The sequence below is a fragment of the Microbacterium sp. genome (assembly GCF_026393345.1).
Taxonomy (GTDB): Bacteria; Actinomycetota; Actinomycetes; order Actinomycetales; family Microbacteriaceae; genus Microbacterium.
Genome location: NZ_JAPLAI010000043.1, coordinates 1 through 13,931 on the forward strand (window position 1 = coordinate 1; position 13,931 = coordinate 13,931).

Here is a 13,931-nt window from a genome sequence, read left to right on the forward strand (position 1 = left end):
ACATTATGCATCTAACGCGAACGCTCGGTACGAGCGCAACTCGATCCGCACTATCACCAGGTGCCCCGGACCCCTCCTGTACGATCAGCGACACCTAGAACGCCACCCGAACCTGCGTTAGACGCAAAAGGGCGTGGTTATCGCGCTCGTCGGTGCGCGGGCTGCGACGTCGTACGGGGAACACGTCGCGGGCGAGTTCGCCGCGGGGATCGTCGGCGCCGGGGCCGTCGTCGTCTCGGGCGCGGCGTACGGGATCGACGGCGCAGCGCACCGGGCGGCGCTCGCGAGCGGGGGAGTGACCGTCGCGTTCCTGGCCGGCGGATGCGACCGGCTCTACCCCGCGGGCAACACCGACATGCTGGAGCGGATAATCCGGACCGGCGCGGTCGTCGGCGAGACCCCCTGCGGTGCGGCGCCGACCCGCTGGCGCTTCCTCGCGCGCAACCGGCTCATTGCGGCACTCGCCGGGGCGACGGTGGTGGTGGAGGCCGGTGCCCGCAGCGGATCGCTGAACACGGCGGGCCACGCCGCAGCGCTCGGTCGCCCGCTGGGCGCGGTGCCGGGGCCCGTGACGAGCGCGGCGTCCGTCGGCACCCACCGGATGCTGCGCGACTTCGATGCGCGCTGCGTGACGACGCCGGCGGAGGCACTGGAGCTCATCGGGCACGGTGCCCCGGGACCGCGGGGAGTGGACCGGCGAGAGCACGCGGCTGCGCGACGCGCTCAGCCGCCGGGTGTTCCGGGATGCGGCGACCCTCGCCGCAGCGAGCGGTCTATCGATCGGCGAGGTGGAGGGGATGCTCGGGATGCTGCTGCTAGAGGGCGTCGTGGAGCACGCGGGCACCGGCTGGCGGCGGCGTCCCGGCACGGAGTGACCGCCGCGCACCACCTCGTCGCGCCGGATCCCGGTCCCATCGGGGAGCCTGGCCGACGACCGTCCGGCGGCGCGGCATCCTGGGAGCATGCGACTCGACGACGCGGTGGAACGGTGGTGCACCCACCTGACCCAGGTGCGACGGCTATCGCCCGCCACCGTGCGCGCCTACCGGTCCGATCTCGCCGACCTCGCCGACGCCGTCGGGGAGGACACGCCGCTCACGCGGGTCGACCTCGAGGAACTGCGGGAGTGGCTGTGGCGGGCGACCTCCCGCGGCGACAGCCGTGCCACCCTCGCCCGGCGCGCCGCATCCGCCCGCGGGTTCTTCTCCTGGGCGCGGGAGGCGGAGCTCATCCCGACGGACCCCGCCCTCCGGCTCGTCACTCCCAAGCGCGGTCGCACCCTGCCGGCCGTGGGCACCGCCGCCTCGCTCGCCGAGGTGCTGCAGCACGCGGCCGAACGCGCGGAGACCGGTGACCCGGTGGCGCTCCGTGACCACGCCGTGCTGGAACTCCTCTACGGTGCCGCGGTCCGCGTCTCGGAACTGTGCGGGCTGCGGGAGGGCGACATCGACCTCGATCGGCGCACCGTGCGCGTCGTCGGCAAGGGCGACAAGGAGCGCGTCGTCCCGTTCGGGGGAGCGGCGGCACGCGCCGTCGCCGCCTACCTCGCGCAGGGGCGCCCCGTCCTGCGCGCCCGGGCCGCCGACCCTGCGGCCGCGAGCCGGGTGTTCCTCGGCGTCCGTGGCGGACCGCTCGGGCCCCGCGCCGTCTACGACCTGGTCTCGCGCACCGTCGGTCCCGCCCTCGGCACGGCGGCGGTCGGACCCCACGCGCTGCGTCATTCCGCCGCCACCCATCTGCTCGACGGGGGCGCTGACCTCCGTGCCGTGCAGGAGATGCTCGGCCACGCGAGTCTCGGCACGACCCAGATCTACACACACGTCTCCGGCGAACGCCTTGCCGCGGTGTATCGCCAGGCGCATCCGCGTGCGTGAGTTACCGTGAACGCATGACGATCTCGCGCGCCGGCGGACTCGCCGCCGTTCTCGCGGCCGCGCTGCTCCTGGCCGGCTGCTCGCTCGCGGCCGAGCCGCGCACCACTGTGTTGCCGAGCGACGGCACCGCCTCCGCCTCGCCGACACCCACCGCCTCGCCGTCCGTGACGGTGATCGTCCCGTCACCCTCCGTGGTGCCCGGTGACGCGCTCGACTGCGGCGGGCATGCACTCGTGATCACCGCAGGATCCGCCGACACGATCGTCGGCGACTGCCCCGACGTGCAGGTGCAGGGCGGCGACCTCACGCTCGATGCCACCGGTGCGTCCGTCGCCGTCCTGCAGCTGTTGGGGGACCGACTCACGATTCGGCTGGGCAACGCCGGCCAGATCACCCTCGCGGGCAACGACACGGAGGTTTCCGCGTCCGACATCTCGTCGCTGACGGTGCGCGGCGACCGCAACACCGTGGCCGCGACCGGCGCCGTCGCTGACCTGCTGCTCCAGGGGAACGACAACACGGTCCGCGGCACGATGGGCGAGGTGTCCGACGAGGGCGCCCGCAACACCATCGGCTGATCAGCAGCACGGCAGGAGAACCGCCCGCGGCACCCCGCCGAGCAGGAGCAGCGGGTTGACGTAGGCACCGTCGTGGCGTGCGCCCAGGTGCAGCGCGCCGGCCGGCGCATGCCCGCCGACGCTGATCCGGCCGATCTCCTGACCGCGCACGACGGCGGTGCCCGGCGTCAGGGCGCTCGAGACGGGTTCGAACGAACTGACCCAGCCGTCGCCGTGGTCGATCGTGACGACGCCGCGGTCGACCACGCGGCCGGCGAACGCCACGACGCCGTCGGCGGGCGCCGTGACGACGACGCCGTCCCCGCGCACATCGATCCCGCGATGCCCCGCGCCGTAAGGATGCGGCGGTTGCACGTACGGGGCCACGACCCGTGCGGCCGGGACCGGCCACGCCCACCGGGGCGCGGCCACCCCGCCGTCGGCGACGGATCCGGATGCGGCGGGCGGGCCAAGGACGCCGGCCGCGGCGACGAGGAGGACGGTGAGAAGCGCGCGGCGGAGCATTCCCCCAGGGTGCTCCCGCCCGAGGGCTTCACCCTTACCCGGCGGACGACTGTGGAGCGCGGGTGACTCCCCGCGACTGGGGAGGAGAGGTCCCGTGCCTGCTAGACTTGACGGTGCACCTCGCATGTCGGGGTGACTACGCGTGCCCAGAGCGCGACGGAATCCCGTCGCGCGGCATCCCACCCGGTGGTCTCCGTCACGGAGCGGGTGTGTGCCGGGTACCAGGATCGCGGGCCGGTCGGCCTCGCGGTGACAACCCGATCAGATCAGGAGAACGACCATGGCCGTCGTCACCATTCGCCAGCTGCTCGACAGCGGCGTCCACTTCGTACACCAGACCCGCCGGTGGAACCCGAAAGTCAAGCGCTTCATCCTCACCGAGCGCAGCGGCATCCACATCATCGACCTGCAGCAGTCGCTCGGGTACATCGACAAGGCGTACGAGTTCGTCAAGGAGACCGTCGCTCACGGCGGCACGGTCCTCTTCGTCGGCACCAAGAAGCAGGCGCAGGAAGTCATCGCCGAGCAGGCGACGCGCGTGGGCCAGCCCTACGTCAACCAGCGCTGGCTCGGTGGTCTGCTCACCAACTTCCAGACGGTGTCCAAGCGTCTCGCCCGGATGAAGGAGCTCGAGGAGCTCGACTTCGAGAACCCGTCCGAGAGCGGCTTCACCCGGCTTCACCAAGAAGGAGCTGCTGCTGAAGAACCGTGAGCTCACCAAGCTGCACAAGTCGCTCGGTGGCATCCGGAACCTCACCAAGACCCCGTCCGCGATCTGGGTCGTCGACGCCAAGCGCGAGCACCTCGCGGTCAACGAGGCCACCAAGCTCGGCATCCCGGTGATCGGCATCCTCGACACCAACGCCGACCCGGACGAGTTCCAGTACCCGATCCCCGGTAACGACGACGCGATCCGCTCCGTCTCGCTGCTGACGCGCATCATCGCCGACGCCGCCGCCGAGGGTCTCATCCAGCGCCACCAGCCCGCCGATGAGGCAGCCCCCGCCGAGCCGCTGGCCGAGTGGGAGCGCGAACTGCTCGAGCAGGGTGCGCCGGTCGTCGAGGGCGCTGCCGAGGTGGCCGAGGCCGCCGAGGAGACCCCCGCGGACGAGGCCGGCGCCGCCGCCGCCGAGGCCGTCGTGGAGACCGAGGTCGAGGCCGAGGTCGCCGAGCCCGCCGCTGAGGCCACCGAGGCCGAGGCCGAGGTCACCGAGAAGTAACCCCCGCGTCCTCCGACGCGCATCGATCGGCGCGGCCAGACCCGGCCGCGCCGATCGCCTCCCCAGATTCTTTCTACAGAAGGAGCAGCCAGTCATGGCAAACTTCACCATCGCTGACATCAAGGCGCTGCGCGAGCAGCTCGGCACGGGCATGGTCGACACCAAGAAGGCGCTCGAAGAGGCCGACGGCGACCGCGAGAAGGCCGTCGAGATCCTCCGTCTCAAGGGTGCGAAGGGCAACGCGAAGCGTGCCGACCGCTCCACGAGCGAGGGCCTCGTCATCGCCCGCGAGCAGGACGGTACCGTCACCCTCGTCGAGCTCGCCTGCGAGACGGACTTCGTCGCCAAGAACGACCGCTTCATCGCCCTCGCCGAGAAGGTCGTCGACGCTGCCGCTGCAGCGAAGGCCGACTCCGTCGAGGCCGCGCTGGCCGCCCCGGCCGGCGACCAGACCGTCGACCAGCTGATCTCCGACGAGGCAGCGATCATCGGCGAGAAGGTCGAACTGCGTCGCGTGCGCACCCTCTCGGCCGACCACGTCGAGGTGTACCTGCACAAGACCAGCAAGGACCTGCCCCCGCAGATCGGTGTGGCCGTCGCGTACAGCGGCGACGACGCGGAGACCGCGCGCAGCATCGCGCAGCACATCTCGTTCGCGAACCCCTCTTACCTCTCCCGCGAGGACGTCCCCGCGGAAGACGTGGAGAAGGAGCGTCAGATCGTCACCGAGATCTCGCGCGGCGAGGGCAAGCCCGAGGCGGCTCTGCCGAAGACCGTCGAGGGGCGAGTGAACGCGTTCTTCAAGCAGGTCGCGCTGCTCGACCAGGATTACGCCAAGGACAACAAGCTGTCCGTGGCCAAGGTCGCGGCCGACGCCGGCATCACGATCACCGACTTCGCCCGCTTCAAGGTCGGCGCGTAGTCGTTCCGAGAGGCCCGCATCGAGGTTCGGTGCGGGCCTTTCGCATGCCGTAGGTTGAGTTCGCAGCTGCTGAGAGGATGACGACGTGATGGATGAGTCGACCGGGCGCCGCAGGGTGCTTCTGAAACTTTCGGGCGAGGCGTTCGGCGGTGGACAGCTGGGGGTGAACCCGGACGTGGTCAGCCAGATCGCGCGTGAGATCGCCGCAGCGACCGACCAGGTGGAGATCTCCATCGTCGTGGGCGGCGGGAACTTCTTCCGCGGCGCCGAGCTCAGCCAGCGCGGCATGGACCGCGGGCGAGCCGACTACATGGGGATGCTGGGCACCGTCATGAACGCGCTTGCGCTGCAGGACTTCCTCGAGCAGGCCGGTGCCGCCACTCGCGTGCAGTCCGCCATCTCGATGACCCAGGTCGCCGAGCCGTACATCCCGCGTCGCGCCGAGCGACACATGGAGAAGGGCCGCGTCGTCATCTTCGGCGCCGGCGCAGGTCTGCCCTACTTCTCCACCGACACCGTCGCCGCACAGCGTGCGCTGGAGATCGGTGCCGACGAGGTGCTGGTGGCCAAGAACGGCGTCGACGGCGTGTACACCGCCGACCCGAAGAAGGACCCGGGCGCCACCAAGATCGATCGCATCACCTACGGCGACGCGCTGGTGCGCGGGCTCAAGGTCGTCGACTCCACCGCCTTCAGCCTCTGCATGGACAACCGGATGGACATGCGCGTCTTCGGGATGGAACCGCAGGGCAATGTCACCAAGGCTCTCCTCGGGGATCCCATCGGAACGCTCGTCACCGCCTGAGCTCCACGGGGCGTTGCCGCCGCCGACTAGACTGGAATTCTGCCGCAAGCGAGGAGAAAAACTGTGATCGCCGATGTGCTGAGCGAAACCACCACACGCATGGATCGTGCCGTGGAGGCCGCCAAGGAGGACTTCGCGACGGTGCGCACCGGGCGTGCGAACCCGCAGATGTTCCAGAAGATCCTGGTCGACTACTACGGCACCCCGACGCCGCTGGCGCAGCTCGCGTCGCTGCACAACCAGGAAGCCCGCACCCTCGTCATCACGCCGTACGACAAGTCGGCGCTGAAGGCCATCGAGGACGCGATCCGCAACATGCCGAACCTCGGCGCGAATCCCACGAACGACGGCACCATCGTGCGCGTGACGCTGCCCGAGCTCACCCAGGAGCGCCGCAAGGAGTACGTGAAGATCGTGCGCGGCAAGGGCGAGGACGCGAAGGTCCACGTGCGTGGTATCCGCCGCAAGGCCAAGGACGACCTCGACGCCCTGAAGTCGGACATCGGCGAGGACGAGCTCGTTCGCGCGGAAAAAGACCTCGATGCGCTCACGCGTGCACACGTCGACGCCATCGACGAGGCGCTGAAGCGCAAAGAGGCAGAACTCCTCGAGGTCTGACCTGCGATGAGCGACGCGTCCGCGGGGGCTACGCCCGACGCACCGGATGACGGTGCGCCCGTCGGCGATCCCGCGGTGGAGCCGAAAGCATCCGTGCTGCCGCACCAGGTGAGGTCGGCACGGAGCGAGTTCGAGTTGCAGGTCGCCCATGCACGCGCCGAGTTCGAGGAGGCCAACGCGCGCATCACGCAGCGCACCGGCCGCAACCTCATCCTCGCCATCCTCATCGGACTGGCGATCGGTGCGGTGGTGCTGCTCTCGCTGATGTTCTTCAAGTGGCCGTTCGTCGTCTTCGCGACCGCCGCGGCCCTGCTCGGCCTGTTCGAGTTCGGGCGTGCGCTGCAGGTCGCGGGCCGGCGAATCGACCTGGCCGTCCAGATCGTCACGGGCGCCGCCGTGCTGCTGTCGGCCTACTTCCTCGACGGCGGGCTGCACTGGGTCACCCTGTTCGTGGCCCTCGCCGTCGTCATCGTGTGGCGGCTCATCGGCCAGATGGTGGCCCGCGACGGCCGCCGCTACGGCGCGGTCATCGACGATGTCCTCATCTCCGGTTTCGTGCTGCTGTACGTCCCCTTCTTGGCCTCGCTCGCCCTCGTGCTGCTGCGTCAAGACGGCGGCGAGTGGTGGGTGATGTCGTTCCTCATCATCGCCGTCGCCGCCGACACCGGCGCCTACGCGTCCGGTCTCGCGTTCGGCCGCCACCCGATGGCCCCGAAGATCAGCCCCAAGAAGACCTGGGAGGGGTTCGCCGGCGCCGCGGTCGCCTCGATGATCGCCGGTGTGCTGCTGGCGTGGCTCCTGCTCGGCCTGCCGTGGTGGACGGGCATCATCATCGGTCTCGTCATCCTCGGCACCGCCACCGCGGGCGACCTCGGCGAGTCCATGGTCAAACGCGACCTGGGCATCAAGGACATGAGCTCGTGGCTGCCCGGGCACGGCGGTGTGCTCGACCGGCTGGACTCGATCCTGCCGTCCGCCGTCGCCGCCCTCGCCCTCTATTACCTGCTGATCCCGCTGGCGGTGACATGACGACCGTGAACGACGACGCCGATCTCAACGACGCCGAGGCGCTTGTGGAGCGCGAGACCGCGGGCGAGGTCGCCCCTCGCCCCGCCTTCCCGCTCGTGACCCGGGGCCGCGGCTACGAGCGCACTGCGGTCGACGCATTCCTGCTGCGCGCCCGCGCCGCGTTCGAGGACGGGCCGGATGCGGCCGCGGCCGATGGATCCGAGGATGCCCCGGTGACCGCCCAGACGGTGCGCGACGTGTCGTTCCCGCTCGCGCGGCGCGGCTACGCCATCGCCCCCGTCGACGCGGCGCTCGGCCGCATCGAGGACGCGTTCGCCGCACGGGAGCGCGCGGAGGCGCTCGCGACCGTCGGCGCGGGCACCTGGGTCGCACAGCAGCGCGAGCTCGCGCAGGAGATCCTGGATCGACTCACTCGGCCCCGCAGACACCGCTTCGAGCGCGCCAGCGTGCTCCGCTACGGTTACCGCGTCGATGAGGTGGACATGGTCGCCGACAAGATCGCCGGGTACCTCGCGGAGGGCTCGAACGTCACCGTGGAGCAGGTCCGCTCGGTCGCGTTCCGGATGCAGCGCGGCGGCTACCGCGAGGCGCAGGTCGATGCCGTGCTCGACGCGGTCGTTGAGGTCATGCTTGCGGTCGGTTGAGCGCCCGGGTGACACATCCGGAGTCCTGCCGGTATCATCGGGGGCATTGTGACTTCCCCCGACGAGCAGACGACCACCACCGTGAGCCCGCTCACCCGGCGGGACGCCCGGCTCGCGCAGGGCGCGCGCGCCCGCTCGGCAGCCCCGCGCTGGTCACGGCGTCGCCCTGTCGCGGCACTCTTCGCAACCGTTGCCGCGCTCGGCCTCGCGGCCGCGTACATCGGCCCAGCCGGGCTCGCCATGGCCGAGACATCGACCGATGAGGACACCACCACGGTCTACGCCGGCATGGTCACCGATGCGCAATCGCTGACGGTGTCCGAGGGAGTCACCGCTCCCGCCGATCTCGGCCGCGGCAATTACCAGACCTACCAGACGCCGAAGCCCGTCCCGGTCGTCGAGGCCGCGTCGACGAGCAGCAGCGACGGTGCGGTGGCGGCCGTGCTGTTCTACACCGGCGGGGGCAGCGCCTCGGAGTGGATGGCGGCCGCCGGGATCGCGGAGAGCGACTGGGCATACGTCGACTACATCGTGAAGCGCGAGAGCGGCTGGAACCCCAACGCGACCAACAAGTCGTCCGGCGCGTGCGGCCTGGTGCAGGCGCTACCGTGCAGCAAGGTCCCCGGGAACGGCTACGACCCGGTGGACAACCTGCGGTGGGGCACCGGCTACGCCAACGGCCGCTACGGCGGCTGGGCGGGCGCCTACGCCTTCTGGGTCAAGAACAATTGGTGGTAGGCGAGCCCGATGGCACGATCGCGCCGTCGGCGCCCTGAACCGCGCCCGCAGGAGGACTCGTTCCAGCGGCTCCTCGCGGGGTGGAAGCGCACCGAGACCCGTCGCGGGTCGACCTGGACCGTCCAGCCGGTTACCGGCGACCGCGCCGAGAAGTCGTACATCTGCCCCGGATGCGGCGGCACGATCGATCCGGGCACGGCCCATCTCGTCGTGTGGCGGGCGGACGGCGTCCTCGGTGATGCCGCCGACCTCGCCGCCCGCCGACACTGGCACTCCCACTGCTGGAAGGTGTACTGAATGGAGATCCGCGGCGCGTCGCTCCTCCCCGCCCGACGTGAAGACATCGAGCTGCGCACTGCCGACGGGCTGACGCTCGTCGGCGAACTCGCACTGCCCCTGGACCGGGAGCCGGCCGCGACCCTGGTGACACTGCATCCGCTGCCCACCCACGGCGGCTTCATGGACTCCCACATCCTGCGGAAGGCCGCCGCCCGCCTCCCCGCGCTGGCGGGCATCGCGGTGCTCCGCTTCAACACCCGGGGCACCTCGAGCCCGCGTGGCACGAGCGAGGGCGCCTTCGACGGCGGGGTCGCCGAGCGGGAGGACCTCGCTGCTGCCATGGCGTTCGTCCGCGAACGGGGCCTGCCACGCCCGTGGCTCGTGGGGTGGTCGTTCGGCACCGAGATCGCTCTGAAGTACGGTCGCGAGCACGATGTGGAGGGCGCCATCCTCCTGTCCCCGCCGCTGCACCGGGCGACCGACGCCGAGGTGGCCGCGTGGTCGGGCGACCCGCGCCGGCTGATCGTCCTCATCCCGGAGTTCGATGACTACCTGCGCCCGGCCGAGGCGGCCGAACGCTTCGCGTCGGTTCCCGAGGCGACGCTGATCCCGGTCGAGGGCGGGAAGCACCTGTGGGTGGGGGAGAGTCAGACCCGGCGCGTGCTCGACGAGATCGTCCGCGTGGTCGCGCCGGAGTCGGCACCGCTTCCGACCGAGTGGGACGAGACGGTCAGCGCTCGTTCTGACGCGGGATGACGACCTGGCGGTAGATGATCAGGATGCTGGCAGCCACCGGGATCGCAACGAGTGCGCCCAGCAGACCCAGCAGGGAACCGCCCGCGAGGGCGGCGATCACGACGACCGCGCCGGGGATCGAGACCGCGCGGTTCATGATGCGCGGCGAGATCACGTACGCCTCGACCTGCATGTACACGAGGTAGTAGATCGCCGCGATCAGCGCCGTCGTCGGAGAACCGAGACCCAGGCAGGTGAGCACGATGATCGTCGAGCCGGTCAGGGTCCCCACCAGCGGGATCAGCGAGAAGAAGAAGGCGATGACGGCGAGCACGGCCGGGAACGGCGCGCCGATGATCGTGAGCAGGATGGCGCTGAGCACGCCGTTGATGACGCCGAGCGCCCCCTGGCCCATGACGTAGTAGCCCACCGAGTCGGTGATCTGCTCGGCGAGATCGATGAACCGGGCGCGCTTGGACGCCGGCACCACGCTGTACACGGCCGCCTTCAGCGACGGGGTGGACGCGGTGAAGTAGATCGTGAGGATCAGGACGATGAACGCACCGGCGAAACCGGTGATGATCGCGGCGCCCGCGGCGAGGACGCCCTCACCGATCGAGCCGACGTCCAGCGACTGCAGCCAGTCCTGCACGTACGTGAACGCCTGATCCACGTCGAGGTTCGGGAACGTGGCGGTGAGCCACCCCATGAGATCCGTCTGCCAGGTGTTCTTCTCGATGATGGTCGAGATGGCGTCGACCAGCTGCCCGATCTGATCGGCGATGATCGGCACGACCATCATCACGATCCCGGCGAACACGGCCAGCACCAGCAGGATCGTGACGAGCACCGCGAGCCAGCGTGGCAGCTTGCGGCGCTCCAGGAAGCGCACCAGCGGATCCAGGCCCAGCGACAGGAACAACGCCGTTCCGACGTAGAGGAGCACGGTCGACAGGGTCGACAGGCTGTTGATCAACAGCATCCCGAGACCGACGCCGAGGGTGGCCACCAGCGCCAACCGGAACGGGTTGTGCAGCTTCATCCGGTCTCCTTGCGTGCGGGGCTTCGACTCCGCCAGCATAGGCGCGTCGCACCCCCAGACCCCGCAGTGACGCTTCTGGGAGCATGCCCAGGCGGTCTTCGCTAGTCTGGACTGTCGGGTCGGGCCCACCCGGGAGCCCGTGGAAGGTTGGATACGTGCGTTTCGTCTGGGCTGTGCTGGCCTTCGTCCTGGCCGCCGCGATGATCGGCGCGGGCATCGCCCAGCGCACGATCTTCCAAGGACCCGAGACGCAGTCGGCCGAGGTCACCGCGCCCGAGGACAGCCCCTACCTGCTCATCGACGGCTCGGCCATGGCACTGCTGCCCGGGACCCAGACTCTGACGGTCAACGGCCCTGGTGAGGTGTTCGTCTCCTACGGTCGCACCGCCGACCTCACCTCCTGGCTCTCCGACCAGGAGTACGGCCACGCCACCGTCAAGAAGGGCGCGATCGTGGTCACCACCGTCGAGCCCGAGGCGGATGCGGCGGCCGAGACCGATCCGACGGCGCCGGATGCGGCGGAGGAGGACGCGCAGGCGGCCCGTCAGCCCGCGGGTTCCGACCTCTGGCTGGGGGAGTACTCCGGGGAGCAGACGGTGTCGCAGCCGCTGCAGATCCCCGAGGAGATGAGCGTGCTGGTCGCCTCCGACGGCACCGCCCCCGCACCCTCCGACGTGACGATCACCTGGCCGCTTAACACCTCCACGCCGTGGGCGGGACCGCTCATCGTGCTCGGTGGCCTGTTCCTCGCGGCTGGCATCGTGCTCTACCTCCTCGGCATCCGGCACGTGCGCCGATCCCGCGGCCCGCGCCGGAAGGCGCCGCCGCCCCTCGAGGCGACCCAGCCCATCGACATCTCGGTCGAGGGCGAGGAGAAGGGGGTCATCAGCGCCGCTCCCCGTCGACGCTCGCTCGGTCGCCGCGGATTCACCGCCACGGCGCGCCGCCGGGTCCTCGCGGCGCTGCCGCTCATGCTCGTCGTGCCGCTCGCGGTCACGGGTTGTGCCGCCGATGCATGGCCGCAGTTCGGGCCGAGCGCGACGCCGTCTCCCACCGAGACCGTCGTCGACGCCGAGACGCAGCAGCAGCCGGCTGTCACCGAGGCGCAGGCCGAGCAGATCATGACCCGCGTCGCTGAGACGGTCGCAGCGGCCGACGAGGCCCTCGATCCGACGCTCGCAGCGACCCGGCTGGACGGCGCGGCCCTGGCCGCACGGACGACGAACTACACGCTGCGCGGTCAGATCGCCGACTACGCGGCGCTACCCGCCGTTCCCGCGGAGCCGCTACGGATCATCCTGCCGCAGGCGTACGACGAGTGGCCGCGCACCGTGCTGGCCGTCGCCGACCAGGAGTCCGCGTCGACGATGATGATGCTGACCCAGCAGGACCCGTGGTCGAACTACAAGCTCGTCTATCAGGGCGCGCTCGGTGGCTCCACCGAGCTGCCCGACCTAGCGCCGTGGTACATCGGTGCCGCTCAGGTGCCGCCGGGCTCCACGTTCCTCACGATCGCGCCGGATCAGCTGGCCGCGGCCTACGCCGACGTGCTCACCAACGGCGCGAACAGTGCCTTCTACGGCCTGTTCGATGAGGAGACGGATGTCTTCAGCGCGGACGTGGCCGAGGACCGTCAGCGGCGACTGGACGAGTTCAACGCGNNNGCTCCACGGCCGGAGCGCAGCCGCCGCTGGCACTCGCCACCGTGGACAGCGGCGCGATCGTGGCCGTGACGGTGAACGAGACCGACACTGTGACTCCCGCCAGCGCCGACGTCGTCATCAAGCTCGACAACAACCCCACCGTGAAGGCCTTGACCGGGGTGAGCGAGTCGCAGACCGGCGTCACGACGACCTTCACCGACCAGCTCTTCTTCTCCGTGCCGGCGCAGGGGTCTTCTGCGAAGATCCGCCTGCTCGGCTACTCCTCGAACATCATCGAAGCGAAGGTGAACCCGTGACCGATCCCACCCCCGCTGCCGTATTGCGCGGCGCCGTCGACCTATCCTCGCTGCGGAACCGTCCCGCAGCCCCCTCCCAGCCCGCGGCGAGCCCCGGCGCTCCGGGCGGTGCCCCCGCTCTCCCGAGCCTCGTGTTCGACGTCACCGACGAGAGCTTCCCGCAGGTGCTGGAGCTCTCCCGCACCGTGCCCGTGGTCGTCGACCTCTGGGCCGAATGGTGCGGGCCGTGCAAGCAGCTCAGCCCCGTGCTGGAGAAGGTCGTGCAGGAGCTCGGCGGGCGCGTCGTGCTCGCCAAGGTCGACGTCGACGCGAACCCGCAGCTGGCGCAGGCGTTCCGCGCCCAGTCCATCCCGATGGTGGTGGCCCTGGTCGCCGGGCAGCCGGTGCCGATGTTCACCGGCGCGGTTCCCGAGCAGCAGGTCCGCGAGGTGTTCACGCAGCTCCTGCAGCTCGCCGCGCAGAACGGCGTCACCGGCACCGTGCCCGTCTCGGGCGAACAGGCTGCGCCGGACGACGCTGCGGAGCCCGAACTGCCGCCGCTGCACGCCGAGGCGTTCGCCGCGATCGAGGCCGGCGACTACGCGCGCGCGATCAGCGCGTACGAGCGCGCGCTGGCGGAGAACCCCCGTGACGAGGATGCGCGCGCCGGGCTCGCCCAGGTGACGCTTCTCGCCCGCGTCCAGGGGCTCGACCTCGCGGCCGCGCGCGCCGCCGCGGCCGCCGACCCGCACGACGTGTCGGCACAGTTCGACGTAGCCGACCTCGACATCAGCGGCGGACACGTCGAGGACGCGTTCGCGCGCCTGCTCGACCTGTTCGCGGACCTCACCGGCGATGACCGGGTGCCGGTGCGGGAGCGCCTGCTCGAGTTGTTCGCCCTCATCGGCGACGCGGACCCGCGCGTCATCGCTGCCCGCTCCCGGTTGGCGTCGCTGCTGTTCTGACCCGCCCGCACGATGACGGCCCGCCCCCGAACCGGAGGC

15 protein-coding genes and 2 pseudogenes are annotated in these 13,931 nt (G+C 70.7%); 15 read left to right on the forward strand and 2 right to left on the reverse strand.

Annotated elements, in window-relative coordinates:
- Positions 1–133: 133 nt before the first annotated feature.
- The 4 genes and pseudogenes from NT132_RS07820 to NT132_RS07835 form a co-directional block, all read left to right on the forward strand.
- Positions 134–571, forward strand: a pseudogene (locus NT132_RS07820) (DNA-processing protein DprA); the annotation flags it as partial.
- A 97-nt stretch (positions 572–668) separates the two neighbouring features.
- Entirely contained in the window at positions 669–875 is a 207-nt protein-coding gene (locus tag NT132_RS07825; RefSeq protein WP_297787143.1) for a hypothetical protein, read from the forward strand.
- A gap of 87 nt (positions 876–962) precedes the next feature.
- Positions 963–1,874, forward strand: a complete 912-nt coding sequence (locus tag NT132_RS07830; RefSeq protein ID WP_297787145.1) for a tyrosine recombinase XerC — start codon at positions 963–965, stop codon at positions 1,872–1,874.
- Positions 1,875–1,888: 14 nt separating this feature from the next.
- A complete protein-coding gene (locus NT132_RS07835; RefSeq protein ID WP_297787147.1) occupies positions 1,889–2,452 on the forward strand; it encodes a hypothetical protein in 564 nt (187 codons plus the stop codon).
- Here NT132_RS07835 and NT132_RS07840 read toward each other — a convergent pair whose 3' ends face one another.
- A complete protein-coding gene (locus NT132_RS07840; protein WP_297787149.1) occupies positions 2,453–2,956 on the reverse strand; it encodes a M23 family metallopeptidase in 504 nt (167 codons plus the stop codon).
- A 280-nt stretch (positions 2,957–3,236) separates the two neighbouring features.
- Between NT132_RS07840 and rpsB the strand changes: the two are divergent.
- The 9 genes and pseudogenes from rpsB (at position 3,237) to NT132_RS07885 (ending at position 9,967) form a co-directional block, all read left to right on the forward strand.
- A pseudogene (rpsB, locus tag NT132_RS07845) lies at positions 3,237–4,176 on the forward strand (30S ribosomal protein S2).
- A gap of 94 nt (positions 4,177–4,270) precedes the next feature.
- Positions 4,271–5,098, forward strand: coding sequence for a translation elongation factor Ts (gene tsf / locus NT132_RS07850; protein ID WP_297787151.1), 828 nt, complete (start codon positions 4,271–4,273; stop codon positions 5,096–5,098).
- 88 nt (positions 5,099–5,186) lie between these two features.
- A complete protein-coding gene (pyrH, locus tag NT132_RS07855; RefSeq protein ID WP_297787273.1) occupies positions 5,187–5,903 on the forward strand; it encodes a UMP kinase in 717 nt (238 codons plus the stop codon).
- A gap of 63 nt (positions 5,904–5,966) precedes the next feature.
- Positions 5,967–6,521 carry a ribosome recycling factor gene (gene frr / locus NT132_RS07860; RefSeq protein WP_297787153.1) on the forward strand — a complete coding sequence of 185 codons (555 nt, stop codon included), beginning with the start codon at positions 5,967–5,969 and terminating at the stop codon, positions 6,519–6,521.
- Positions 6,522–6,527: 6 nt separating this feature from the next.
- On the forward strand, positions 6,528–7,550 hold the full coding sequence (locus NT132_RS07865; RefSeq protein ID WP_297787155.1) for a phosphatidate cytidylyltransferase: 1,023 nt from the start codon (positions 6,528–6,530) through the stop codon (positions 7,548–7,550).
- Positions 7,547–8,194, forward strand: a complete 648-nt coding sequence (locus NT132_RS07870) for a DivIVA domain-containing protein (RefSeq protein WP_297787157.1) — start codon at positions 7,547–7,549, stop codon at positions 8,192–8,194. Before NT132_RS07865 ends, NT132_RS07870 begins: the two co-directional genes overlap by 4 nt.
- A gap of 48 nt (positions 8,195–8,242) precedes the next feature.
- Positions 8,243–8,932 carry a transglycosylase SLT domain-containing protein gene (locus NT132_RS07875; RefSeq protein WP_297787159.1) on the forward strand — a complete coding sequence of 230 codons (690 nt, stop codon included), beginning with the start codon at positions 8,243–8,245 and terminating at the stop codon, positions 8,930–8,932.
- 9 nt (positions 8,933–8,941) lie between these two features.
- Positions 8,942–9,229: a hypothetical protein gene (locus tag NT132_RS07880; protein ID WP_297787161.1), complete on the forward strand. Its 288-nt coding sequence runs from the start codon at positions 8,942–8,944 to the stop codon at positions 9,227–9,229.
- Positions 9,230–9,967, forward strand: coding sequence for an alpha/beta fold hydrolase (locus NT132_RS07885; protein ID WP_297787163.1), 738 nt, complete (start codon positions 9,230–9,232; stop codon positions 9,965–9,967).
- Here NT132_RS07885 and NT132_RS07890 read toward each other — a convergent pair.
- Positions 9,942–10,988 carry an AI-2E family transporter gene (locus NT132_RS07890; protein ID WP_297787165.1) on the reverse strand — a complete coding sequence of 349 codons (1,047 nt, stop codon included), beginning with the start codon at positions 10,986–10,988 and terminating at the stop codon, positions 9,942–9,944. The two genes, NT132_RS07885 and NT132_RS07890, sit on opposite strands and share 26 nt — an antisense overlap.
- A 1,705-nt stretch (positions 10,989–12,693) precedes the next feature.
- Here NT132_RS07890 and NT132_RS07895 point away from each other — a divergent pair.
- Together NT132_RS07895 and NT132_RS07900 are read left to right on the forward strand one after the other, a co-directional pair.
- Positions 12,694–12,948 (forward strand): hypothetical protein, encoded by a 255-nt coding sequence (locus NT132_RS07895; protein WP_297787167.1) that lies wholly within the window; start codon positions 12,694–12,696, stop codon positions 12,946–12,948.
- Positions 12,945–13,892, forward strand: a complete 948-nt coding sequence (locus NT132_RS07900; RefSeq protein WP_297787169.1) for a tetratricopeptide repeat protein — start codon at positions 12,945–12,947, stop codon at positions 13,890–13,892. Before NT132_RS07895 ends, NT132_RS07900 begins: the two co-directional genes overlap by 4 nt.
- The last annotated feature ends 39 nt before the right edge of the window (positions 13,893–13,931 follow it).

Bases quoted from the DNA above. Each gene is read 5' to 3' on its own strand.
- NT132_RS07830 (WP_297787145.1), top strand. From the start codon at position 963: ATGCGACTCGACGACGCGGTGGAACGGTGGTGCACCCACCTGACCCAG.
- NT132_RS07835 (WP_297787147.1), top strand. From the start codon at position 1,889: ATGACGATCTCGCGCGCCGGCGGACTCGCCGCCGTTCTCGCGGCCGCG.
- NT132_RS07840 (WP_297787149.1), bottom strand. From the start codon at position 2,956: ATGCTCCGCCGCGCGCTTCTCACCGTCCTCCTCGTCGCCGCGGCCGGC.
- tsf (WP_297787151.1), top strand. From the start codon at position 4,271: ATGGCAAACTTCACCATCGCTGACATCAAGGCGCTGCGCGAGCAGCTC.
- pyrH (WP_297787273.1), top strand. From the start codon at position 5,187: ATGGATGAGTCGACCGGGCGCCGCAGGGTGCTTCTGAAACTTTCGGGC.
- NT132_RS07865 (WP_297787155.1), top strand. From the start codon at position 6,528: ATGAGCGACGCGTCCGCGGGGGCTACGCCCGACGCACCGGATGACGGT.
- NT132_RS07870 (WP_297787157.1), top strand. From the start codon at position 7,547: ATGACGACCGTGAACGACGACGCCGATCTCAACGACGCCGAGGCGCTT.
- NT132_RS07880 (WP_297787161.1), top strand. From the start codon at position 8,942: ATGGCACGATCGCGCCGTCGGCGCCCTGAACCGCGCCCGCAGGAGGAC.
- NT132_RS07885 (WP_297787163.1), top strand. From the start codon at position 9,230: ATGGAGATCCGCGGCGCGTCGCTCCTCCCCGCCCGACGTGAAGACATC.
- NT132_RS07890 (WP_297787165.1), bottom strand. From the start codon at position 10,988: ATGAAGCTGCACAACCCGTTCCGGTTGGCGCTGGTGGCCACCCTCGGC.